This window comes from Saccharobesus litoralis, from assembly GCF_003063625.1.
Taxonomy (GTDB): Bacteria; Pseudomonadota; Gammaproteobacteria; order Enterobacterales; family Alteromonadaceae; genus Saccharobesus; species Saccharobesus litoralis.
Genome location: NZ_CP026604.1, coordinates 5,114,937 through 5,139,181, shown reverse-complemented (window position 1 = coordinate 5,139,181; position 24,245 = coordinate 5,114,937). Strand labels below are relative to the sequence as shown.

The 24,245-nt window shown below is 41.6% G+C and carries 24 protein-coding genes; 13 read left to right on the top strand and 11 right to left on the bottom strand.

Annotated elements, in window-relative coordinates; genetic code table 11:
• The first annotated feature begins 12 nt into the window (after window positions 1-12).
• The gene (tadA, locus tag C2869_RS19430; RefSeq protein ID WP_228710707.1) at window positions 13-528 is read left to right on the top strand and encodes a tRNA adenosine(34) deaminase TadA; all 516 of its coding nucleotides are present in this window, start codon (window positions 13-15) and stop codon (window positions 526-528) included.
• Between the two features lie 103 nt (window positions 529-631).
• Here the strand turns inward: tadA and C2869_RS23000 are convergent, their stop codons facing one another.
• Together C2869_RS23000 and mltF are read right to left on the bottom strand one after the other, a co-directional pair.
• On the bottom strand, window positions 632-757 hold the full coding sequence (locus tag C2869_RS23000; RefSeq protein ID WP_268958764.1) for a hypothetical protein: 126 nt from the start codon (window positions 755-757) through the stop codon (window positions 632-634).
• Between the two features lie 237 nt (window positions 758-994).
• Entirely contained in the window at window positions 995-2,494 is a 1,500-nt protein-coding gene (gene mltF, locus C2869_RS19425) for a membrane-bound lytic murein transglycosylase MltF (RefSeq protein ID WP_228710706.1), read from the bottom strand.
• 351 nt (window positions 2,495-2,845) lie between these two features.
• Between mltF and purL the strand changes: the two genes are divergently transcribed.
• The 3 genes from purL to C2869_RS19410 all read left to right on the top strand — a co-directional run bounded on the left by purL (window position 2,846) and on the right by C2869_RS19410 (window position 7,968).
• Window positions 2,846-6,742 (top strand): phosphoribosylformylglycinamidine synthase, encoded by a 3,897-nt coding sequence (purL, locus tag C2869_RS19420; RefSeq protein ID WP_108604502.1) that lies wholly within the window; start codon window positions 2,846-2,848, stop codon window positions 6,740-6,742.
• Window positions 6,743-6,894: 152 nt separating this feature from the next.
• Complete coding sequence (locus C2869_RS19415) at window positions 6,895-7,320, top strand: hypothetical protein (RefSeq protein ID WP_108604501.1); 426 nt, start codon at window positions 6,895-6,897, stop codon at window positions 7,318-7,320.
• A gap of 27 nt (window positions 7,321-7,347) precedes the next feature.
• A complete protein-coding gene (locus C2869_RS19410) occupies window positions 7,348-7,968 on the top strand; it encodes a hypothetical protein (RefSeq protein ID WP_108604500.1) in 621 nt (206 codons plus the stop codon).
• Window positions 7,969-8,076: 108 nt separating this feature from the next.
• On the opposite strand, the gene C2869_RS19405 is transcribed toward C2869_RS19410, so the two are convergent.
• From C2869_RS19405 to C2869_RS19390, 4 genes are all read right to left on the bottom strand, one after another.
• Window positions 8,077-8,748, bottom strand: a complete 672-nt coding sequence (locus tag C2869_RS19405; protein ID WP_228710705.1) for a 3'-5' exonuclease — start codon at window positions 8,746-8,748, stop codon at window positions 8,077-8,079.
• A gap of 128 nt (window positions 8,749-8,876) precedes the next feature.
• Window positions 8,877-9,446, bottom strand: a complete 570-nt coding sequence (gene efpL, locus C2869_RS19400) for an elongation factor P-like protein EfpL (RefSeq protein WP_108604499.1) — start codon at window positions 9,444-9,446, stop codon at window positions 8,877-8,879.
• An 87-nt stretch (window positions 9,447-9,533) separates the two neighbouring features.
• Window positions 9,534-10,229: an SOS response-associated peptidase family protein gene (locus C2869_RS19395; RefSeq protein WP_108604498.1), complete on the bottom strand. Its 696-nt coding sequence runs from the start codon at window positions 10,227-10,229 to the stop codon at window positions 9,534-9,536.
• A gap of 14 nt (window positions 10,230-10,243) precedes the next feature.
• Window positions 10,244-10,510 carry a DUF1289 domain-containing protein gene (locus tag C2869_RS19390; RefSeq protein WP_108604497.1) on the bottom strand — a complete coding sequence of 89 codons (267 nt, stop codon included), beginning with the start codon at window positions 10,508-10,510 and terminating at the stop codon, window positions 10,244-10,246.
• Between the two features lie 150 nt (window positions 10,511-10,660).
• Between C2869_RS19390 and C2869_RS19385 the strand changes: the two genes are divergently transcribed.
• From C2869_RS19385 to C2869_RS19365, 5 genes are all read left to right on the top strand, one after another.
• On the top strand, window positions 10,661-11,482 hold the full coding sequence (locus tag C2869_RS19385; protein WP_108604496.1) for a polyphosphate kinase 2 family protein: 822 nt from the start codon (window positions 10,661-10,663) through the stop codon (window positions 11,480-11,482).
• Between the two features lie 145 nt (window positions 11,483-11,627).
• Window positions 11,628-12,185, top strand: coding sequence for an RNA polymerase sigma factor (locus C2869_RS19380; RefSeq protein ID WP_108604495.1), 558 nt, complete (start codon window positions 11,628-11,630; stop codon window positions 12,183-12,185).
• A gap of 11 nt (window positions 12,186-12,196) precedes the next feature.
• Window positions 12,197-12,910 (top strand): anti-sigma factor family protein, encoded by a 714-nt coding sequence (locus C2869_RS19375; RefSeq protein ID WP_108604494.1) that lies wholly within the window; start codon window positions 12,197-12,199, stop codon window positions 12,908-12,910.
• 90 nt (window positions 12,911-13,000) lie between these two features.
• Complete coding sequence (locus tag C2869_RS19370; protein WP_108604493.1) at window positions 13,001-13,507, top strand: hypothetical protein; 507 nt, start codon at window positions 13,001-13,003, stop codon at window positions 13,505-13,507.
• A gap of 174 nt (window positions 13,508-13,681) precedes the next feature.
• Window positions 13,682-15,049, top strand: a complete 1,368-nt coding sequence (locus tag C2869_RS19365) for a tetratricopeptide repeat protein (protein WP_108604492.1) — start codon at window positions 13,682-13,684, stop codon at window positions 15,047-15,049.
• A 108-nt stretch (window positions 15,050-15,157) separates the two neighbouring features.
• On the opposite strand, the gene C2869_RS19360 is transcribed toward C2869_RS19365, so the two are convergent.
• Complete coding sequence (locus tag C2869_RS19360; protein WP_108604491.1) at window positions 15,158-16,345, bottom strand: XylR family transcriptional regulator; 1,188 nt, start codon at window positions 16,343-16,345, stop codon at window positions 15,158-15,160.
• A gap of 292 nt (window positions 16,346-16,637) precedes the next feature.
• Here C2869_RS19360 and C2869_RS19355 point away from each other — a divergent pair, with 292 nt between their 5' ends.
• From C2869_RS19355 to C2869_RS19345, 3 genes are all read left to right on the top strand, one after another.
• Window positions 16,638-18,122: a xylulokinase gene (locus tag C2869_RS19355; RefSeq protein ID WP_108604490.1), complete on the top strand. Its 1,485-nt coding sequence runs from the start codon at window positions 16,638-16,640 to the stop codon at window positions 18,120-18,122.
• 83 nt (window positions 18,123-18,205) lie between these two features.
• Window positions 18,206-19,540, top strand: coding sequence for a xylose isomerase (xylA, locus tag C2869_RS19350; protein ID WP_108604489.1), 1,335 nt, complete (start codon window positions 18,206-18,208; stop codon window positions 19,538-19,540).
• A 347-nt stretch (window positions 19,541-19,887) separates the two neighbouring features.
• On the top strand, window positions 19,888-20,754 hold the full coding sequence (locus C2869_RS19345; RefSeq protein WP_108604488.1) for a substrate-binding periplasmic protein: 867 nt from the start codon (window positions 19,888-19,890) through the stop codon (window positions 20,752-20,754).
• A 116-nt stretch (window positions 20,755-20,870) separates the two neighbouring features.
• On the opposite strand, the gene C2869_RS19340 is transcribed toward C2869_RS19345, so the two are convergent.
• Together C2869_RS19340 and C2869_RS19335 are read right to left on the bottom strand one after the other, a co-directional pair.
• Window positions 20,871-21,860, bottom strand: a complete 990-nt coding sequence (locus C2869_RS19340) for a hydrolase (RefSeq protein ID WP_108604487.1) — start codon at window positions 21,858-21,860, stop codon at window positions 20,871-20,873.
• 433 nt (window positions 21,861-22,293) lie between these two features.
• Entirely contained in the window at window positions 22,294-22,440 is a 147-nt protein-coding gene (locus C2869_RS19335; RefSeq protein WP_108604486.1) for a DUF3149 domain-containing protein, read from the bottom strand.
• Between the two features lie 253 nt (window positions 22,441-22,693).
• Between C2869_RS19335 and C2869_RS19330 the strand changes: the two genes are divergently transcribed.
• Entirely contained in the window at window positions 22,694-23,464 is a 771-nt protein-coding gene (locus C2869_RS19330) for a peptidylprolyl isomerase (RefSeq protein ID WP_108604485.1), read from the top strand.
• Between the two features lie 17 nt (window positions 23,465-23,481).
• On the opposite strand, the gene C2869_RS19325 is transcribed toward C2869_RS19330, so the two are convergent.
• Together C2869_RS19325 and C2869_RS19320 are read right to left on the bottom strand one after the other, a co-directional pair.
• Window positions 23,482-23,784, bottom strand: a complete 303-nt coding sequence (locus tag C2869_RS19325; protein WP_108604484.1) for a hypothetical protein — start codon at window positions 23,782-23,784, stop codon at window positions 23,482-23,484.
• Between the two features lie 35 nt (window positions 23,785-23,819).
• Window positions 23,820-24,149: a hypothetical protein gene (locus tag C2869_RS19320; RefSeq protein ID WP_108604483.1), complete on the bottom strand. Its 330-nt coding sequence runs from the start codon at window positions 24,147-24,149 to the stop codon at window positions 23,820-23,822.
• Window positions 24,150-24,245: the final 96 nt, after the last annotated feature.

The following is a 24,245-nucleotide window of genomic DNA, read 5'->3' as shown; positions in this document are numbered from 1 at the left end:
AGAGTTAAGCCTTTGAACTCGACAACCCCTAAAAGTGATGCATATTGGATGCAACTCGCACTGCAAGAAGCAGATAAAGCTGAGCAAATAAATGAAATACCCGTTGGTGCTATCGTTGTCTGTAACGATGAAGTAATAGCCACGGGTTACAACCAATCGATAACCTTAAATGATCCATCTGCTCATGCAGAAATGATAGCGATACGCCAAGCAGGGCAAGTGGTAAATAATTACCGCTTAGTGGACTGCACCTTGTATGTCACGTTGGAACCTTGTCCTATGTGTGCAGGTTTATTGGTGCATAGCCGGATAAAACGTTTAGTTTATGGTGCCAGTGATGCAAAAACAGGATGCTGTGGTTCGATAATGGATTTGGTGCAACATCCACAACTTAACCATCAAATAGATGTGACTTCAGGGGTGCTGGCCCAAGAATGTGGCGACAAGTTATCTGCATTTTTCAAGCGCAGACGTAAAGAAATTAAAGCATTAAAGAAAGAGCAAAAAGCTTTACAAGCCAACGGCTAGCTGGGCATTTACTTGTGTTTATAAAGGTTATTGATTTTGGAAAGTGAATTTTTGATAAGTTGAATAATACAGGGAAGGGTAAATGATGAGTCGGCAAAAAAGCTTACGCTTCAGCCAACTCATGCATTTGCTTGTTAGCAAAGTTGATGCGACGCCATACGACTTTCGAATGAGCCTTTTTCAACAAACGCTTACGTTGGTTAGTTGTTTTCATACTACGTTTAATCATAGTTACTCCTTTTTTGTTTGATACGTTTTACTTAACCATATAAAACGCATATCGAATTAAATCGATCATTTGTTACAGCATGATTACAAAAGGCGATTGATTTTGCTTATTTTATAACAGGCCGTCCGTTCAAAATATCACCGTTGCGGTTGTTTTTTCAACTCCTATTCCGATTTATTGCCAAATTTATTCGATAGATGACCGCAAGAAATAAGGCTGTAACTTAATTTTAACGGGTTATTCAGCAATGATGAGTTGATCAAACTCAGGTTTGATTGAGTTTTTATTGTCAATATTGGGCTCAATGGCAGGTTTAACTGCTAGATTATCTAGCCAGACTAAAGAGTCATAGTAGCGACGAATATTACCGACATAAGTCACCGCTTCGTTACCACGCGCAAAACCATATTTAACGGTTTTATAATAACGCTTCATGCGTAGCCAAGGCAGGCGTTCTCTTACCTCAACCCATTTATCTGGATGGCCACCATCCCGTTGAGTTAGCACGCGAGCATCTTCTAAATGACCTAAGCCAATATTGTAGGCGGCTAATGCAAACCAGAGTCGGTCAGGATCTTGTATTCGGGCTGGTATACGCGATTTAAGACTGGCCAAGTACTTAGCACCGCCTTTTATGCTCGCTTCTGCATTGAGTCGATTTTTTATACCGACATCTTTGGCGGTGGGCAGAGTTAACATCATCATACCGCGTACGCCTGTTGGCGATTTGGCTTTTGGGTTCCAGTGACTTTCTTGGTAACTTAAGGCGGCGAGTAAACGCCAATCTAAACCAAATTGCTTGCCGTATTGTTCAAACCAAGGTTTGTATTGTGGCAATGTTGTTTCCACTCGCTCTAAAAATTTGCGGGTGTCGACGTAATTAAATTCGCGTACATGGCCGTAATACTTTTCTTCTAATAAAGCTAAGCTTCCGTCTTGATTTATTTTGCCAAAGTATTCAATAAATAAGGCGTATAACGAATCATCTTGCGAGCGATTAAATACCCAAGCTATTTGTTCTGCTTGCCGTACATTAAAGCCGATACTCAATTCAGGGTAAACACGACGGTTGATGGCAATTTGATTGGAGTCAACTATGGTATAGGCAATTTCGTCGTTTAAAACGGCTTGCATTAACTCTTCGGCATCTTGATCCGCGGTACTGCGCCAATCTAAGTTAGGAAATCGTGATTGATTGGCTTGTAACCATTCAGCATGACTGCTGTCTTCGGTAACGACTAACGTGCCTTGTAATTCGTTAAGCGTATTAGGTTGAGTGTCGCCTTGTTTGTAAATTAGCTTGGGGGTAACCGTTTTGTATGGCGGTGCAAATCGATATCGTTTTTGTCGCTCAGGCGTTATTGCGACATTAGACGCGATAAAGTCTATCTCATTACGTGCAAGGCGCGGGTATAATTCGCTTAAATTAAAAACCGGTACAATTTCCAGATCAACATTGATAAAGTCGGCAAAGCCTGACATCAGTTCATATTCAAAACCGATTGGCCCGTCCTTAGCTAAATGATAAGTCGTTTGACCATATAAAGTACCAATGCGAATTTTTGCGCGTTGTTGAATTTGCTCGGCGTGATTAAGCTCAGGTGCAGGGTCGGGTTTACAGCCAATAAAAAACAGGCAACTCAGTAAACAGAAGATCTGTACACAAGTCGACGATACATTTTTTGAATGCGGGGTACTTGATAAAATCCGATTGTAAGCATTCAAAAAAAACATCATAAAAACTGGTTGTGCACTCGTGTTGTGGTTTTGTTAATTTGTGTAAGGCGAAAGAGTAGCTGATGGGCTGACACTAGGTCAATTGCTTAGTGACGATTGACGGAGATCTAAGGCTAATATTCCCCAAAAATCGCCACTTCATGATTTTATGGCACTTAACTGTCAAAAATGGTCTAACAGCATTTTACTGTTTATTTTAAAAACAACAGAATTTTTACTATACTACGCCACCTTATTTTCCAGCATGTGCTTTCTGATCTGACTATACTCATTTTTTAGTGCATGTTGACCATATAGTGAACAACTATTTGGGTTTTAAACTTATTACTATCTCTTTAGGTGATTCTGTTTATGGAAATCCTTCGTGGTGCCCCAGCACTTTCTGAATTTCGTATCAATAAACTCCTAGCCAGCTGTCAGGAACAAAGTCTTCCTGTAACAAGCATTTACGCAGAATTTATGCATTTTGCTAATGTTTCGGCTGCTCTTTCTGCTGACGAACAAGCAAAATTAGATAAATTGCTAACTTACGGCCCAACTATTCAAGAACATGAGCCTGTTGGTCAGTTGTTGCTAGTCACACCGCGTCCGGGAACTATTTCTCCTTGGTCATCTAAAGCAACTAATATTGCTAAAAACTGCGGCCTAGACAAAGTTAAACGTGTTGAGCGCGGTATTGCTTACTACATTGAAACCTCAAGCGACTTAACAGCAGACCAGTTAGCAACGTTTAAAGGTTTAATTCACGACCGCATGATGGAAGTGATTTTTGTTGACACGGCGCAAGCACAAGCGTTATTTGCTGCAGCAGAACCTGCTGAATTTAGCAGCGTTGATATTCTTGAAGGCGGTCGCGATGCACTAGCCGAAGCCAATGTCAAAATGGGCTTTGCGTTAGCCGACGATGAAATTGATTACTTGGTCGAAAACTTTACCAAGTTAGGTCGTAACCCGAACGACATCGAACTTTGCATGTTCGCACAAGCTAACTCAGAGCATTGTCGTCATAAGATCTTTAATGCAGATTGGACAATTGATGGCGAGAAACAGCCTAAGTCATTGTTCAAAATGATTAAAAACACCATGGAAACCACGCCTGACTTTGTAACATCGGCATACAAAGATAATGCTGCGGTTATGCATGGTAGTGAAGCCGGTCGTTTCTTTCCGAACCCTGAAACTGGTGTTTACGATTACAACTTTGAGCAAATCGACATTCTGATGAAAGTCGAAACGCATAACCACCCAACTGCGATTTCGCCTTTCCCTGGTGCAGCGACAGGTTCAGGTGGTGAAATTCGAGACGAAGGTGCTACTGGTCGTGGTTCTAAGCCAAAAGCCGGTTTAGTTGGTTTTACGGTTTCTAACCTTAAAATACCAGGTTTTGAACAACCTTGGGAAACAGACTTTGGTAAGCCAGACCGTATCGTTACACCATTAGATATTATGCTTGAAGGCCCATTAGGTGGCGCGGCATTTAACAATGAATTTGGTCGTCCTGCGCTTACGGGTTACTTCCGTACTTACGAAGAAAAAGTTAATAGCCACGCAGGTGAAGAAGTGCGTGGTTACCACAAGCCAATTATGCTGGCTGGTGGTATGGGTAATATTCGCCCTGAGCATACGCAAAAAGGTGAAATCCCAGTTGGTGCCCACTTAATCGTATTAGGTGGCCCAGCCATGAACATTGGTCTTGGTGGCGGTGCAGCTTCATCAATGGCATCAGGTCAATCGTCAGAAGATTTAGATTTTGCTTCAGTACAACGAGAAAACCCAGAAATGGAACGTCGTTGTCAGGAAGTTATCGACAAATGTTGGCAGCTAGGTGATGCAAACCCAATCGCCTTTATCCACGATGTGGGTGCTGGCGGTTTATCAAATGCCATGCCAGAGCTTGTTAACGACGGTGGTCGTGGTGGTAAGTTTGAGTTACGTGATGTACCAAACGATGAACCGGGCATGTCACCACTTGAGATCTGGTGTAACGAATCGCAAGAGCGTTATGTATTAGCTGTCTCTAAAGAAGACTTAGCTAAATTCGAAGCGATCTGTCAACGTGAACGCGCCCAGTACGCAGTCATTGGTGAAGCGACTGAAGAATTACACTTAACGCTTAACGATAGCCACTTCGATAACAAGCCTATCGATTTACCACTAGACGTATTGTTAGGTAAAGCACCTAAAATGCATCGCGATGTTAAATCAGCGCAAGCAGAAGGTCAGGCAATTGACTTTACTGACATTACAGTAGCTGATGCGGCGCAGCGTTTATTACGCTTACCAACTATCGCGGAAAAAACATTCCTTATCACCATAGGTGACCGCTCTGTTACCGGTATGGTAGCTCGTGACCAAATGGTTGGTCCTTGGCAGGTGCCTGTCGCAGACGTTGCCGTAACAACTGCTGCACTAGATACCTACCATGGTGAAGCTATGGCAATGGGTGAGCGTACTCCGGTTGCTCTACTTAACTTTGGTGCATCAGCGCGTTTAGCGGTAGCTGAATCATTAACTAACATTGCTGCGTCTGATATTGGCGATTTAAAACGCGTTAAACTATCAGCTAACTGGATGAGTCCAGCAGGTCACCCAGGTGAAGATGCAGGTCTTTACGAAGCGGTTAAAGCGGTGGGTGAAGAGTTATGTCCGGCATTAGGCTTAACTATTCCAGTCGGTAAAGATTCGATGTCGATGAAAACGGCATGGAATGAAAACGGTGAAGACAAAACCGTTACTTCACCATTATCACTAGTGATTACCGCATTTGGTCGTGTTAACGACGTACGTAAAACGGTTACTCCGCAGCTTCGCACTGACAAAGGTGAGACTAGCTTATTATTAGTTGACTTAGGCGCAGGTAAAAACCGTTTAGGTGGTTCTTGTTTAGCTCAGGTTTACAAGCAATTAGGTGATGTAACGCCTGATGTTGATGATGCGCAAGCATTAAAAGGTTTCTTCGATGCAATTCAAACCTTAGTCGCTGATGAAAAACTATTGGCTTATCACGACCGTTCAGATGGTGGTTTGTTCGTCACCTTAGCTGAAATGGCGTTTGCCGGTAAAACCGGTATTACAGCCGATATTGCTTCGCTTGACGATACTGCGATTAACGCGTTGTTTAACGAAGAGTTAGGTGCGGTTATTCAAGTTAGTAATGACGATTTAGATGCCGTTGCCGCCGTATTTGAAGCAAACGGTATTGCTGACTTAGTGCACAACCTTGGTGGTTTAAATAGCGACGACAAGATTATTATCACTCAAGGCGACGACAATGTGGTACTTGAAGAGTCGCGCGTAACCTATCGTCAAATGTGGGCTGAAACGACACTACATATGCAAAGCTTACGTGACAACCCAACGTGTGCTAAGCAAGAATTTGATGCTAAAGCTGATAGCGAAGACCCAGGTTTACACGCCGAGCTAACGTTCGACATTAACGAAGATGTTGCAGCGCCATATATTGCTAAAGGCGCATTGCCGAAAGTTGCAGTATTACGTGAGCAAGGTGTTAACTCGCACGTTGAAATGGCTGCGGTATTTAACCGTGCCGGTTTTGAAGCACACGATGTACATATGAGCGACATCTTAGAAGGTCGTTTAACCTTAGAGCAATTCCACGGCTTAGTCGCTTGTGGTGGTTTCTCATACGGTGACGTTTTAGGTGCTGGTGAAGGTTGGGCGAAATCAATTCTTTTCAACGAACAAGCTCGTGAACAGTTCCAAACTTACTTTAACCGTGACAACACCTTCTCATTAGGTGTGTGTAATGGTTGTCAGATGCTATCAACCCTTAAAGAGTTGATCCCAGGTGCTGAAAACTGGCCACGTTTTGTGCGTAATATTTCCGAGCGTTTCGAAGCACGTTATAGCTTAGTTGAAGTACAAGAGTCTAACTCAGTATTCTTTAACGGCATGGCGGGTTCACGCATGGGTATTGCAGTTTCTCACGGTGAAGGTCGTGCAGAATTTAAAGACCAAGCGCACTTCGATGCATTCAACAAGTCAGGCGCAGTCGCCTTACGTTATGTAAATAACTATGGTCAAGTGACAGAAACATACCCTGCTAACCCGAATGGTTCACCAGAAGGTATTACCGGTGTAGTTTCAGCAGATGGCCGTGCATTAGCTATGATGCCACACCCAGAGCGTGTATTCCGTAGTGTGACTAACTCATGGCACCCAGAAGAGTGGCAAGAAGACTCTCCTTGGGTACGTATGTTCCGTAACGCCCGCGTGTTTACTGGTTAAGATTGGTAGGCGAGCATTTATGCTTGCAACTATTGCGCTAGCAATAGTTTATCCCGAAATATAAAAACCGCCGAAAGGCGGTTTTTTTGTGTTTTTTATTTGGTGAGGGGATAATATGACCTCTGCATCAATAAATCGCTAGAGGTTGGGAAATGGAATTTATATTGGATAAAGAGGATCCTAAACTAATTACGAAAAATGGGTCTTTTAATGGTGAATATTATGAAGATAGGAAATATTCATACTTATTCGAATATAAAATTGCGGATGGTGGTAAGGAATTAGAAATTGATGAATTGAAGGGGCTTAAGGTTATCGATGGTCTATTTTTCTGTGACATTATCCCAAACGTTATAGGCAAGCATCCTGGCTATATTCGATTAGATTCGACTCGTGAAAAACTTCCCTACGAGTTTCAAATTTGGTTTGAGAACAAGTACTGGGAAGATATTACAATCTTTTCAAAAGTAATAGAGTATCTTATTGAAGACAAGTCTTTCCTAGCCAGCTTAGATAATCTATCTACAGAACCAACATGTTCTTTTAAAGATGACACTGGTCCGAGCCTATTTTTTTAATTTGACCTGCTTGAAAGTGAAGATTTATTGTCCAAAGTTATTCAGATTATCCAAGTAGTTAATGCAGGGATAGTCACAAGTAACAATGCAATAAAAGAAAGAAGTGGAGTATTTAATAGCTTCGATTTTCCCAACGAAATTAAGGCTATTTTTAACCAATATCTCTTCTACTTCGGCAAATTCCTCGAAGATCTAGGTATCGAAAATAACACTTCAATAGAATCCAAAGATAGCCAAACTATTCTAACCGTTGAGCCAAAAGATGAGGCGGACGCCCTACATAAAATCAATTCCGCATTAGCGACTTATCTTTCATTACCTAGCAGTGATTTGGCGTCAATTGTAATTGTTGAAGATAGTTTAGAAGCTCAGGTACGCTACCAACAATTGGCCGCGACGGTTCAACATCTGCAATCCCAACTGTCATTGTCTAAAACCGAATTATCGCTTAAAAATCGCGAAATAGAGTTGTTGGAAAACAACCTAGATGAGACTAAAAAGCAATTACCTAGCACTGATATAATTGATTATTGGGAGCCTATCGAGGGATTGCAATTCAAGAAATATGAAGGAAAGTGGTTTAATTTAGACGTGCCAAAAATTGTTAATAAAATCAAAGCTAAGATTGAAGATAAAAACAATCTTTAGAGTTGTTAACTCTGTATAGTTGGCCGGATTTAGTCTATTTGTAGCTTGATAAACCGCCTAATACTCACAATCCTAAAAATTACGTGCAAAAGATGTGTATCAATTAGGTTATTCCCCCCGCCACTTACCAATAACTTCAGCCACTTTCGCCTTAGGCGTTTTACAAATTTTTTGTACTAAGGCAAATGGCACTTCGGCGAGGTTGTATTGCTGTTTAATATCGTCAATCATTAAACACCAAAGCTTGGCCGTCATTTCAGCATCGAATAACGCGCGGTGAAACTGGCCTTCGGATGGGATTTGCTTATAGCGGATCAAGTCTCCAAGCTTATGGCTTGGTGCATCTTGGTTAATACGGCGAGATAATAACAGCGAACAACTAAAACCGCCGCTATATTGAAAGCCGACTCGTTCAAATTCGGCATCTAAAAACTTTTTATCAAATGACGCATTGTGGGCAATTAAATTAGCGTCGCCAACAAAATCAGCAAACTCTGTCATCACTGTCTCACAATCGGCTTCGCCCGCTAACATCGCATTGCTGATCCCCGTGTAGTTTTCAATAAAGCTATTAATACGAAATCCCGGATCCATTAAGCGTTGAAAACTATCTACCACTTGGCCTTTTTCTAGTTTTACCGCACCAATTTCGATAGCGCGATCGCCCATATTTGGCGACAAGCCTGTGGTTTCAAAATCGAGAATAATCAGTGTGTCAGCCGATCGTTGTTGGTTAGAGTCTTTTTGTACGGAGAATGAAGGTGAAACTATTTTTGACAAAACGAGTGAATGTAAAGAGTGAAGTTTCGGCTATGCTATCACAGCTTTTAACAAAATAGACAAGCAAAAAACATGTTTCTGCTTGCCTGTTTAGGTTGAGGGGTAGGACAATTTATTTGTCTTTCAAACTAATCACCACGGCTAACAAATTTGCTCTCAGCCGTATTAATTTTAATGCGATCGCCTGTCGAGATATGCTCAGGTACTTGCACCACTAAGCCTGTTGTTAAGGTAGCTGGTTTAGTGCGGGCACTGGCAGATGCGCCTTTAATTGACGGTGCGGTTTCTTCAATTACTAGTTGTACGTTTGGCGGTAAGTCAATAGCAACTGGGTTACCTTCAACTAATACAACTTGCAGGCCTGTGGTTTCTTCGTTAATGAATAACACTTCGTCGGCGATTGACTCTTTGTTGATGTGATATGGCGTGTAATCTTCGTTGTCCATAAACACATATTCTTCACCGTCAATATAGGAAAGCATGGCATCGCGACGGGTTAAGTCAGCTAAGTTCAGCATTTCTTCTGCTTTGAAGGTTTCATCGATTTTACGACCCGTGACCACATCATACATGCGCATGCGGTATAAGCTGCCACCTGCACGGCCTTGGGGTACTGAGCGTTCGATATCACGCACAATCACAACTTGACCATTGTATTCAATGGCAACGTTCTTTTTAATTTCACTCGCCTTAGGCATTAGTGTTCCTTAACAAATGTTTTGATTACCGCGAAAAATAGCAGAAACCGCGCATTTTACCAAGTGATGTCTGTGGTTGAGGTTAACTTAGTCAGCTGCAATAAATTGCGTTTGGCCAACAGGGTTATAGTGACTCGGTTTATCTATTTGCTGGGCAATTAGGTTTTGCGGTAAGTGAGCTTGTAATAGGTGATTAAGTTGTTGAGGTTTGCAGGTATCCAGCCAAGCGTTTATGCTTGCTAAGCTATCATGCTGCGGCAATATTAAAGGCATGGCTTTGCTGTGAATGTGTTTTAATTTTTCATGAGGTGGCAAGGTGATAATTGAGCAGCTTAATTGCCGCTCGCCACTTTGTGGGTGGCGCCATTCTTTGTACAGGCCACCGAATGCTAATGCTTGCCCGTGCTCGGCTTGCATGTCGTAATAATGAATAGGCTTTTTATTGGCATATTCAGTTTCGCCAAAGCCTTTGGCTACAATCACACAGCGGCTTTGTTTAAAAGGAATAAATCCGGCGCTGCGCGGTACGGTTAATTTATCGTACCGAGTATTGAACGAGGTGTATTTAGAGGGTTTAAAGCCTAACTCAGTTTTATCAAGCAATAACCACCATATGGCATCTTCTGCTATGCGTTGGCCGTGTTGTTGATAAATGATGGTGACCGCATCGGTTGCGCGTTTAAAGCGCGCGGTATTCAGTTTGCGTTCAGGTTCAGTAATGCCTAGTTCAAACATTAATTGTTGGACTGAAGGGTCGTCTATTACGTTTAATCGGCCACACATCAACTTATACCTAGTCAAAATAGTTCAAACTGGGTTTGCTGTTTAAATTCAGCCATGAGTTCAGCTTCTTGTTGTTTAGCTTGTTTGCTCGATAGTTTCTTTTTGCGCATTTCACACAAGGATAACACCTTTATTTTTTGTTTTTCGTTTAAGTGTTTCCAATAATAGCGTTCTTCACGGCTTCGCAGGCAGCCTTTGCAATAGCCACGCGGCCCGCTTTGGCATAAACCAATACACGGACTTTTCACGTCGGCAATTTCAAATAACTCAGCTTGTTGCATCTCTATGAACGACTATCTAACTAGTTGTCTTTCTGGCAATTGAAAGACAGGATTGTATAAGTATAACAAACAGCTAAGATCTGCGAAAACTTGATATAGGATTAAATCAAAAGCTAAGATTGATCACACCCAAAGCAAGGAAAGTTCACTATGTTTAAACCGTCACCGATTCATCTGGTTACTGAGCCGGCGCAAATAACCGATATTACTGATCTTAAACCCGAGCGCAGCTTTGCAAATAAAGCCACCTATTACAAGTTGCTAGCAAAGTTACAATATCAATTATTATTGATACAACAAGCGTATTTTCATCAAGGTCGTCGCGCTATTTTAGTGTTTGAAGGTTGGGATGCTAGTGGTAAAGGTGGCGCTATTAGGCGGATAACCGAAAAGCTTGATCCGCGTGGCTTTCGTGTGTATCCGATTGCTGCACCTAAGCATGAAGAACAGGGTCGACATTATTTATACCGTTTTCAAACCAAGTTACCTAAACCCGGCACCATCTCTATTTTTGACCGCAGTTATTATGGTCGAGTTTTAGTTGAACGTATTGAAGGGTTTGCTAGTAAGCAAGAATGGCAACGAGCCTATCAAGAGATCAACGAATTTGAACGCTTACTTAGCGATGATGGAGTGAGGATCGTCAAATTTTTTCTGCATATATCTCCAGAGGAACAATTAAAGCGTTTTAAACAGAGGTTAAATGATCCGCATAAACGCTGGAAGTTAACCAGTGAAGATCTGCGTAATCGAGAAAAGTGGCCTGAATATGAAAAAGCCATTAACCAAATGCTTGCCTATACCTCGACTAATCATGCCGATTGGCATTTAGTTAATGCCAATAATAAAAAACAAACTCGGCTGGTTGTATTGGAAACAATTATTGCCCAATTGAGTGAAGGTGTTGATATTAGTCCACCAGCCATTGATAAAGAACTCGTCAGGCAAGCTAAAAAAATGTTAGGAATTTAATTAATAAAATCAATGGTTTAATTTTTACTGCGATTTTATTTAAAAAATTTATAAATTAATTGCAACCTTTCTCAATCTGTCGACGTCTTGCTAAGTACAAGACGTTTTGCAGTGCAAAACTATAAGCAACCACTAACGGATATTAATGGGCCAACTTCTTCAACTTTTTGCGGGTAAACAAAAGCAGCTTTCATTTGAAGCTTTGCTTGCGCCCTACATGAACCTGATGTTTAAAGTGGCTTATCAATATACGGGTAGCCATGCGGATGCTGAAGATTTGTTGCAAGACTTGTTGATTGACTTGTATGCCAATCAACAAAAATTGCAGGGTATTGAAAAGCTCAAGCCTTGGTTGATGCGCTGCCTATACAATAAATTTATTGATAGTTATCGTAAAAATAAACACCTAGCCGATGTTGATAGTTTAGACAATGAGCAAGTGGTATCTCTTGCTGCCTATGCTAGCGAGCATGACGACAAGGTGCTGCACCAACAAATTATTGCTGGATTAGCGCATTTGTCGAGTAGTCACAGAGCGGTGTTGTGTTTGCATGATATGAATGGTTACAGCTTGCCGGAATTAAGCGAGATCTTAGATAAGCCATTAGGCACATTAAAGTCTGATCTGCACCGTGCAAGAGAAAAATTAAAAATGTCACTTAAATTGCAACCTTCTGATGTTGGTTTGCGTCAAGTTAAGTAGAGGCAAGTGATATGAACTGCGAATTTGTAAATAACCATCTTGATGAAATCATTGATGGCTCATTAGATAAAGAAAACGTTTTGGAGACTCAGCGCCATATTGAAACGTGCGCTGAATGTCAGATTAACATGGCTGAGCATAGACAATATTTAAATATGATGCATCGCTTTAAAGCGCCTGAATTAGAACCAGAGCGTGCAAGTGAAATGCTAGGTACAGCGACAGGTCGCTTACAGCAATCGCATGGCCAACAGTCTGGTTTTATTAAAGGCTTTGTCGCGGCATCTGTCATGTTTGTAGGTTTATTTAGTGCTTATCAGTATCAAACTGTTGAACCGACAGCGCCAACTAATATTGTCGCCTTAACTCAACATGAATTGTTAACTGAAGTGACTTTAGTAATTAATGTGCCGCAAGATATGCCTAACGCAGATTTAAGCCTAATGTTGCCAGACTATGTTGCAGTACAAGGTTATGAAGGCGAAGAAGAATTGAATTGGTTAGTGGATTTAAAAAAGGGCGCTAATGCCTTATCACTGCCTATTCAGGTTGCATCGGGTATCGATGTTAACCAATCCATGAGTTTTATGGCCACATTGGACTATGACAATAAACAAAAGGAATTTGAACTTAAAGTGAACTTGGTAACACCTCAAAGCCAAGCGCAAAACTCACTTGAAAGCCAAGTGATTTTCGCAAACCAGAATCAACAAGTGGTTAGTTAATGTGAAATTTGAGTTCACAACTTAGTACTAATATTTGACGAAACTGGAACTTTCACAACTTTTAAAAAACCGAATATAAGGTAACGAACAATGACTAAGACTATTTTAAAAATTGGTGTATTAAGCGCATTTTTGGCGGCGAGTTTAAACGTACAAGCGAACGAAAATATTGATTTAGATGATGTCACTATGGAAGTAGCTGACAAGAAAATGCGTCACGCGCGCAGCCTAGGTTCGCCTATTCGTGAAGCCGTAACTGAGTTTATGTTAGAAAAAGGTGACATCACTCAAGAAGAGCTCGAAGCACGTAAAACGGAGCGTGAAGCTGATCGCGCTGCACTTAAAGCGTTAAAAGAAGCAGGTGATGAAGACGCGTTAGCAATAAAAAAAGAAGAATTAAAAGCCAAGCGTGATGCACAAAGAGAACAAATGAAAGCCTATAAAGAAGCTAATGCGGATGAATTGCAAACCGTTATTGAGCAGGCCAAGCAAGAAGCCAAGCAAGCAAGAGAAGAAGCCAAAGAAGAGCGTGAGCAACGTCGTCAAGACATGCGTGAAAAGAAAAAAGAACGCAAAGCTCAGCAACAAGGCGAATAAGGTTTGAGGTGTAAGCGCAGGGTGGTAAGCCTTGGCAAACTGCTCTGCGCTTTTTTAAACGCCGAAAAAACTGATAAAGCCGACAAACGTGTTAACCGTTAGTACAATTAAAATAAGTTAACAAAACACCTCAAACAATTTGTAAGATGCTGTTAAGCATCTCTGGAAGCTCTCATGAGATACTCTGCCGTAGCGCTGCTACTTAGCGGCCTGATTTTCTCTGCGCATGGTCAAGATAATAATATTGCCATGAGCACCGACCATGCTGATAAGGCGTTTAAGCTGCAAGATTACACCAATGCATTGGCGTTATATCAAAAATCTTATGCGTTAAAGCAAGATCCTTTTGTTTTATACAATATTGGTGTTTGCCAAATAAAACTTGGCCAATATCAACAAGCCTATCAATCCTTCAGTCAAGTTGAACAAGCGCTAGAGGAAACCGGTGTAGCCACTTATAACAAGGGGGTTGCACTCAAGAAGATGGGTAAGTTAGCCGATGCCTTAGCTGTATTTGAGCAAGTTGAGAAGGAAACCAAAGACGATACGATTGGCGTATTGGCGACTCGACAAATTTTAGTGGTAAAAGATTCATTGGGTCTGCCAGTGGAACGCGCCCGTAAGAAAAAATTAGGTTTAACCCGCAAAGATGATTGGTTTGGCTCTATTGGTTTAAGCTATGGTGCTGATGACAATGTGATTGCCCCAGGAGAGGAAACCACATCTCAAACCAGTGATAATTACCTTGAAACCCTAGGCACGGTAACCTATCAGTCAAACATTCGTTCAAAAGATTATTGGGCGGCTGATTTTACTTATTATGATTCCTCTTATTCTGAGTATGCGGATTACGATGTTTCTTATTGGAGTGTCGGGGCTAAACGTCATTTTACTCTAGGTGAGGACAACACTCATATGGGCTTTGTCACGCTTGGCTACGATAAAATGAGCTTAGCAAGTCAGGAGTATATGTCGACCTTGCGTTTAGATTCTGGCTATCACTATACATTGGATAGTAATAGTCGTTTGTCGTTGCGTTGGGTTTATAAGCAAAACTCGGCTGATGATAGCCAGTTTAGTTACCTTGAAGGCGATAGCCATAAGCTAAGTTTACGCTGGCGCCAGCGGCATAATGCAACAAGTTATTGGACTATTCGTACAACGGCTTGGCTTGAAGATAAAAATGATCGTGATAGTGACTTTGGCTTCACCAGCTTTTCAGCACAACGCTTAGGTTTGGATGCCAGCCATCATTGGTCGTTTGCTGACTTGGATGTTGCGATCAGAGCCGGCTACCGAGACAGTCAGTACGCAGATGACAATACCAGCATTACGTATGATGAAAATGGTGAAAACCCGCAAACCACAAATTTAGGCACGCGCAGTGACTTTAGATGGAATGCCGGTGTCGATCTTGATTACGCTATCAGTAATAGATGGTCAGTCAGTGCGGAGCTATCCTATACCGACAATAGCTCGTCTATAGAAAATTACGACTATAGCCAAATGATTATGGCCGCAGGTGTGAGTTACCAGTTTTAGTTTGAACGATTGAAATTTAACCCAATCCACTAAATTGTAGGGTCGATTTTACATCGACCAACCTTATAAATAAATTCGGCCCTGCAATATAAATTTTCGCAGCCTTGATTAGCTAAACGCATCCACAGTCACTTGCTTACGGTACTCTGATGGCGTCATTTTGTAGCGCTTTTTAAATACCATCATCATATATTGCGCCGTTTTGTAGCCGGTTTCTTGTGAGATCTGCGCTAGGGTCTTTTCTGTGGTTTGCAGCAATTTACGCACTTGCCCTAATTGCACATTGGTTATTTCTTGATGGATAGAGCTACTTAAATGTTGTTTAAAACGATTTTCAACATTGGCGCGCGATAAACCTAAATGGTTAAGTACATGGATGGCTTGAATACCTTCGCAAGCATGTTGTTTGATATAAGCCACCGCTTTATTAACCACTTCATCGGTTACTGCTAAATAGTCGGTTGAGGCTGATTCAACGATCCCTTTTGGGTCGACCATATTGATTAACGGGTTTATTGTTTCTCCTTTCATGGCTTTATCTAGCGTGGCAGCGGCTAAATAGCCCATATTCTCAGTGCCTTGAATAATGGTACTTAGCGTATTACCGGTAATGTCGCGAATAATTTCATCGTCATCAACCCCCATAACCGCAATATCATTTGGTACTTTCAATTCAGCTAAATGGCAGGCTTCTAGCACTTGTCGGGCGCGCATGTCGGTGGCACATAATATAGCGGTTGGGTTAGGTAAACTGCCCAACCATACTGCTAGTTTTTGTTGCGCTAACGCCCAACTGCGCGAGTGAATTGCATTGCCGCGAAAATAGTAGGTATTGGCTTTGCCGTTGGATAAAACTTTTGCCCAATGCATAAAGGACTGTTCACGCTCAAACGCCCAGCGATTATGATTATTTTTGGGCATACCGTAAAACGCCAGATTTTTGTAACCTAAATTTAGATAGTATTCGACGGCGGTTTTTGCAATTAAATCATTATTGGTCGCTATGTAAGGCATATTGGTTGGGTATTCTTGCTCGTCTCGATACGAGCCGCCAACGCCGACAGTGGTAATGCCTTTTTTCTGGACAAATTCGACCACTTGCGGATCGTCTAAGTCGGCAATTATGCCGTCACCGTGCCAATTTGAAAGTCGATCCAAACGCGTGACTAAGTCTTCCTCAATAAACAACTGCCAGTCGACACCGCCACGAATGTACTTGGCGACGCCTTGGATTATCTTTCTGTCATAGCCTTTATTGGCGTTAAACAGCAGGGTAACTCGTTTATTCTTAGACATGTGTTTAATTACAATTTTTTAACGCGTTTGGAATATTAAATTTTATACGTAGGTAATAAATTTTGATACTTGTTGCTTTTGTTAGCCAACCCTAAACTTGTCAGCAATTCTTGGCTGTTAGCCCTTACTGAATAGCTTATTTATTCATTCGCTTAATAAGATTCAAGTATGACATCGTAAAGTGAAAATTAAATTTAGCAATATCAGAAGTGTAAATTTTTGCATAAATCTAATTTTGTGAATTGAATTAAGAACGGCCATTTAACGATTTGATTACATCTGGATATCGAATATGTATTTTTTAGGTTTGGACATTGGCAGCTCTTCTACCAAAGTGTCGGTAGTTGATGCAAAAACAGGGGCTTGTGTTGCCGCAACGCATTACCCAAAAACTGAGTTGGCAATCAATGCGCCACAAGCCGGTTTTGCTGAGCAAGACCCTGAAACTTGGTGGTCTTGCATTAAATCAGGCTTTAATGAACTTTGTGCAACAAATAAGTTTGAGCCAAGCCAAATTGAAGCCATAGGTATTTCTTATCAAATGCATGGTTTGGTGTGTGTCGATGCTGAGCAACAAGTGATCCGTCCAGCGATTATTTGGTGTGATTCTCGTGCCGTTGAAATTGGTGATAAAGCCTTTAACGAGCTAGGCGCTGAACAATGCTTGAGTAAAATGCTCAATTCACCAGGGAATTTTACCGCATCCAAACTTAAGTGGGTCAAGGACAACCAGCCAGAGTTATTTGCCAAAATTGACAAAATAATGTTGCCAGGTGACTACATAGCAATGAAGTTAACCGGTGAAGCGACCACCACGAGTTCAGGTTTAAGTGAAGGCGTGTTATGGGATTTTAGTGCTAATGAACTTAACCACACTTTGTTAAATCATTATGGGTTTGAATCTAATCTTATCCCAAGGTTAGTGCCAAGTTTTGGCGACCAAGGTCAAGTATCGGTTGCCGCGGCTGCTGAACTAGGCTTACGTGCCGGTATTAAAGTGACTTACCGTGGCGGTGATCAACCTAATAATGCGATGTCGCTAAACGTAATGGAGCCGGGTGAAGTCGCAGCCACTGCGGGGACATCAGGGGTGGTTTACGCGGTGACTGATAAAAATGCCGCAGATCCACAATCACGCGTTAATACCTTCCAACATGTTTCTCACACTGACGATGCTACTCGTAATGGCGTTTTATTGTGCGTTAACGGTACCGGTCGTTTGTATAGCTGGGTGCGTGGATTATTAAATACCCAAGGTAATGAGGTTTCTTATCCAGCATTGAACGACTTGGCGGATCAAGTTCCTGTTGGCTCTGATGGCCTTGTGATGCACCCATTTGGTAATGGTGCTGAGCGTGTTCTGCAAAACAAGAATATTGGTGGTCATATGCGCGGTATCGATTTTAACCGCCACCAATTGGGTCACATTGTGCGCAGTGCACAAGAAGGCATAGTGTTCGCGCTTAAATACGGTTTCGACGTATTAAAAGACATGGGTGTCAGCAGTGAATTGGTTCGTGCAGGTAAGGGCAACATGTTTTTAAGCCCAATATTTGTCGAAGCTTTTGTGAACAGCTGTAACGTTAGTGTCGAGTTATATGATACTGATGGCGCAGAGGGTGCAGCCCGTGGCGCTGGTTTTGGTTTGGGTTATTACACCAACCGTGAAGAGATGTTTAAAGGCTTAGCTGTGGTGGCGGATTATCAACCGCAAGCAGATAAAGTCGACGCTTATGCTCAAGCTTATGAGCAATGGAAGCAGTATTTGGAAATTTAAGATTTTAGATATTTAAGAGTTCAGAAATTTAAGTTTAGTTAATTCAGTTTTAACGTTTACGCACTAAGTAGAGGTAGAAAAAGATGGCTGTAGTTATCGGTGATAAAGAATATTTTCCTTCGGTATCAGAAATAAAATACGAAGGTCGTGAATCAGACAATCCGTTCGCATTTAAATGGTATGACGAAAACCGCGAAGTCGCGGGTAAAACCATGAAAGAATGGTTACGTTTTGCTGGCTGTTATTGGCACACTTTCTGTGGTCAAGGTCACGACCCATTTGGCCCTGGTCCACAACGTTTTGCATGGAATGATGCTGATTCAGCTAAGCAACGCGCAGCAGATAAAATGGATGCCGCTTTTGAATTTTTCACAAAGATGGGCTTACCTTACTACTGCTTCCACGATACGGATTTGATCGACGAAGAGAATTCAACAGTTGGTGAGTTTGAAGAAAAAATTCAATTCATCACAGATATCGCGTTAGAAAAGCAAAAAGCGTCAGGCGTTAAATTGCTTTGGGGTACATCAAACCTTTTCTCTAATCCACGTTATATGAATGGTGCAGGTACTAACCCTCACTTCCCAACGTTAGCGCGTGCCGGTGCTCAGCTTAAAATAGCGATGGACGCTACTATGAAGCTAAACGGTGAAAACTATGTATTCTGGGGTGGCCGTGAAGGTTACATCACGTTATTGAATACTAAGATGGAACGCGAGCAAGAAAACTTCGCACGTTGGTTACATATGGCTAAAGATTATATGCGCAGCCAAGGTTGGAACGGTACTTTCTTCATTGAGCCTAAGCCAATGGAACCAACTAAGCATCAGTACGATTTTGATACGGCAACTGTTGCTGGTTTCTTACAAAAGTACGATTTAAGCTTCGACGATTTCAAAGTCAACATTGAAGTTAACCATGCAACATTAGCTAGCCATACTTTCCAGCATGAATTACAAGTTGCTGCTGATAACGGTATTTTAGGTTCAATTGATGCTAACCGTGGTGATTACCAAAACAGCTGGGATACAGACCAATTCCCTAACAACGTTAACGAAACAGTTGAAGCTATGTTGGTATTCCTTGAAGCGGGCGGTTTACAAGGTGGCGGTGTTAACTTTGATGCGAAAACGCGTCGTGAATCAACTGATATGGAAGATATCTTCCTAGGTCACATCGGTGGCATGGACACATTTGCCCGTTCATTAATCATTGCTGACGAGATCATCAGCAAGTCTAAATACACTGAATTACGTAACAAGCGTTACGAGACTTTCGAGTCAGGTCAAGGTAAAGATTTTGTTGATGGCAAACTTACAATGGAGCAGTTAGCTGAAATTGGTGCTGCTGTCGGTGAGCCGGAGCAAATCTCTGGTAAGCAAGAATTGTTTGAAAACATCATCAATCAATATATCTAATTGATTTACAGGCTAGATTTTAGTTTAGCCCAATTTGTTATGCTTTCTAAAGCCCAGCTAGGTTTAACCTTGCTGGGCTTTTTATTAGCAATTAGTTATAAATTCAACCGTTCAAAACTTTTGAGTTAAGGTGCTAAGCTCAAATAAAGATTGCATTTTCTACAACTTCTCACGCCCATAAAACGCTCATCTCCTGCCAAGTTGGACTACAATTAATAGAGAGTAGCAGCATCGTTTAATTCTTAATGGTGGCAAATGACAAGGTAAGGGTTAATAAGTAATCCCTTTTTAATTGTGTTTAGTTAAGTGGGTTAGTCATGAATGGTAGATTAATAAGGTAAATTACAATGCATTTAATGTTCCGCTTACTGATGGTAATGAGTGCACTGCTAAGCTCAATTGTTGTAGCGGATGAACTCAGGTTATCAGGCAGTGACGAAAAGCGTTTTCCCAACTTAATAATCGAGCAAGCAATTAAACGAGCGGGGCATTCTTATCGCTATCCGGATGATAAAAAGTTCGTCAATATGTCACGTCGGTTAACGAATGCGCAAACTGGGGTTTACCATATAATGTGGACGCTAACCTCGAAAGAATATGAAGAATCCATGATCCCCATTCGAATTCCCATCTATCGAGGCATGCTGGCGATGCGAGTCGGGATAGTACGCAAAGACAGAGTCAATTTATTTGCTAACGTGAAAACATTGGATGATTTAAAACAGTTTAAAGCCGGGCAAGGTTCAAATTGGTCTGATACTTTTATTTTGCAAGCCAACGGTATTAAAGTGGTGAAGGAAGAAAAATACCCCAATTTATTTCCCATGTTAGAGGGCGGGCGATACGATTATTTTCCGCGCGGTATTCATGAACCATGGGCTGAAGTGGTGCGTCATGATGAATTAGAGCTGACAGTTGAGCCTCGTGTCATGCTGCGTTACGTTGCACCATTTTATTATTTTGTTAGTTTTAACTATCCAGAGTTAGCGCCGCAGTTAGAAAAGGTATTGTATAGTATGATTAAGGATGGTACTTACGAACGTATGTTTTTTGCCGATCCTGAAGTGAAAAATGCCCTTGAAAGAGCCAATGTGCAAAATCGCATAGTATTTGATTTGAAAAACCCTGAGCTATCACCACTTACCCCTTTAGATAAAAAAGAATTATGGTTTGATCCTGTTACTTATAAAGGTAATAACGGCGAGGATGAGTAATCTGTAAAAGGGCTTGCTATTATGCTAAACCCCAAAGTGAAGTAAAAAAGCTCACTTTGGGTATTATGAATTGCAACGTTAACAGAAGGTAATTGACTATAGTTAAAGCGAGAAGGCTATACACCGGTCAGGTGATTAGCAATATATTGCAGGCTGCGCTGCTCTAACCAGTATTCAACTTTTAACGGCGATTCACCGTTAACATAACCGACATGCCCACCAAATTCACTAAGCTCGTAAGTCACACGATGTGATAACTCTTTACTTGAAGGAATACAAGTTGCCGATAAAAACGGATCGTCCTTCGCGTGCAGTATTAATGTAGGACGTTGGATATAGCGTAAAAACTGTTTACCACTACACTTGTTGTAATAGTCTTGAGCGTTTTTGAAACCGTGCAACGGTGCGGTGACGGCATCATCAAAAGCTTCCAGTGTACGGATCTTGTCGAGTTGCTCGCGCTCTATTTGTACTAAATGGGATAAATCGCTGCGCAATATTTTACGGCTAAAAGTGGCTTTCATCATGTCTAACAAATATTTTTGATAAACCCATGAGAAGCCTTGGCGAATACGTTTGGCACTGGCGGCTAAATCTAACGGTGGGCAAATTGCCACACTGGCAGTAAACGCATTGTTAGGTGTTTCACCTAAAAATTTTACTAAGGCATTCGCACCTAGGCTGAAACCAATACAGGCTAAGCTTTGTTGCGGATATTGTTCCATTAACCATTGGCTAACAAAGGAAATATCTTGGGTTTCACCTGAATGATATAACCTGTGATTACGGTTAATTTCTTTGCTGCAGCCTCTAAAGTGCATGAGCACGCCGATCCAGCCTTTATCTCGAATGGCATTCATCATGCCTTTAGCATATGTGCTATCGATAGAACCTTCTAAGCCGTGTAACACCATTACTATAGGGCGAGAGTCGTCCTCAGTTGGTTTGCTCGTCCAAGCTAGGTCAATAAAGTCACCGTCGGGGAGTTCAAGCCGCTGTTCTTCCACGGGGCAATTTAACTTGTAACGGTCTACTTTCTGCCAAATGGTTTGTACATGACGGTTTCTAAGCCACCAAACGGGCTTAAACTGACTTTCTATGATCATGAATTGCTTATTCTTCTAAGAAAATGCGGATTGTTATCTTGCTTACAGTATTCCTATGTAGTTAGGACTTTGCAAGCGGTGAAGTGAAAAAAACTACATAGTCTTCTCGCTCGGGTCTTATGGTTCATTGTCGGCGCTTACTCGCCCCAATCACATAATAGAGCATATGCTCATGGGGTCTCGAAGCTTGACGGCTTTGCTTACATGGATGTAAGTACTTAGGTTTCGTCTGGAACTAGAAACCTGCCCCTAAAACCCGATCGCTTTGACTATCATTTAGCTGATGAATGGTGTTGCGGATGAAGTAAAAAAATGTAGCTAAGGATGTGGGGGGGGATCACATTTTCGTTTGCCTAAACAAAAGTCAACGTGTTTCCTTAGCTACATTTTACTCCAGTTTAAATGGTTGCTTAGATAGTTGTTTAGATGGCAGTTACTTGCTCTCAAGTTCACGCTCGGCATCATGTAGATGAGACATAAAGTACCAAACGTAATAGCTACATAAACCAATGACAATAGCGATACCTAGAATAGAACCCCAAACGACAGGATCTTTTAAAATTTCAGCCCAAACATTCATGATTGATTCTCCTCAGTTGTCTTGATTACACAATAGTTGAATAGGGGAGAAGATCCTTGATCTTAATCAAGTCTGATGGCGTGCTGATTCATAGCTAACCGCTATATTGATCTGGCGCAATTTTTTATTGATGCATTTTCTTGGTACAGCTTTATAGCCCAGCAGTTAGGCTGCTAGCGGTTACATTTTTTTACGATTTGGCCAATCTGAAGGTGGTACTATTTTTAAAGAGAAATTAGATAGAGTTAAAGCTATGCGGTGGCCGAGATTAACAATAAGTGGTTGGATATTATTAGGTTTGTGGCCCATTTTATGCGGTTCGGCACAGGCAACCGTGGTGATGTTTAAAACCAATATGGGTGATTTTGAAGTTAATTTATATGATGAGTCGGTACCAACCACAGTGAGTAATTTTTTAAGCTATGTGCAGCAAGGTCAATACGACAATACTATTATTCACCGCGCCATTCCTAATTTTATTATACAAGGGGGCGGCTTTTACCTAACAAGTGAAAATCAATTAACTGCCGTCTCACCTCATGCTGACATTGTTAATGAGCCTAAATTTTCAAATGTGCGTGGCACTATTGCTATGGCTAAACGAGCCGATGAAGCCAACAGTGCGAGTCATCAATGGTTTTTTAACATAGCAGATAATAGTGTTGTGTTAGATAGACAAAATGGTGGTTTAAGTGTTTTTGGTCAGGTTGATGCCCAAGGCTTGGCTATTTTAGATAAGATGGCGCAGGAAGCTATTTTTAACCTTGATGATAAGTATTTAACCAATACCCCGTTGCGTAACTACAGCGCCCAAGATGCGCAGGATGGGCAGACGATTACAACAACCAACTATATTGTTGTTGAAGCGGTTGTCGTGGTTAATAGTGAGTTAGCAACTTTGGATGGCCAGCAGCCTGTACGTAATGTGCTGCGTGAACAACAGCAGCAAACAACTCATAGTGGCGCTATTGCTTGGCTATTACTCTTGGTTACGCTATTTGCTGGCAGGCAGCGCTACATTTAGAGAAAGGTGATTGTGTATTAGTGTAAAGTACGCCATTGGCTTTGCAGCTGATTAAACGTGCTGGCGACTTGGTCGAAGTCACCTTGCTCGCAGCAAGCTTGTAGATGTTTATAAAGGCGAGTTAGGTTAGCCGCTAGTTTAGGACTTGCTTGGTGGTCTAATTTTTTATGTAATAAAAATAAAACCTTAGTGACTTTGTATGCGTCTTTTTGCTGGCACGCGTTAATGCCCACTTGATACATACGTACCAAGCGGCTAATCGGTGATTCAGCATGCATCTGGATCACATTATATTTATGGATCGCATTAGGCGGTGGCATCAGTCATTCACTAATGTTAAGCGATAACCATTGAATTAAACGCCAACCACTTCTTCAGCACTCAAATTTGCCTGAGTTTGTCTTGCCGCTTCTGGTTCTTGTTCAATTTGTTGCAGCGATTCTTGCAAAGCTTGCTGCGCTTGTCCCTCAGCTAAGGACTCAGCTGAAAGTGTATCTGTTGGTGCTTGGGTTTCAGCCACGGCTGGATCTTGCACTTGTTCAACAGATTGCGTTTCAGCTTCAATTTCTGCTACTTGCTCTTGCCTTTGTGTTTCAAGCTCGCGAACACGTTCTGCTTCGGCTGCTGCTTGTGCAGCAAAAGCCGCCGAGCCTGTCTCGCCCGGATAACCTACATTGTCTGGCATTGTACTACCCCTCAATAGTCCGAAAAATAGTATGGAATTTTTCGGTTAGCCTCATATCAATTATAGCTAATTTAAAACAATTGTCGCCTATCAATT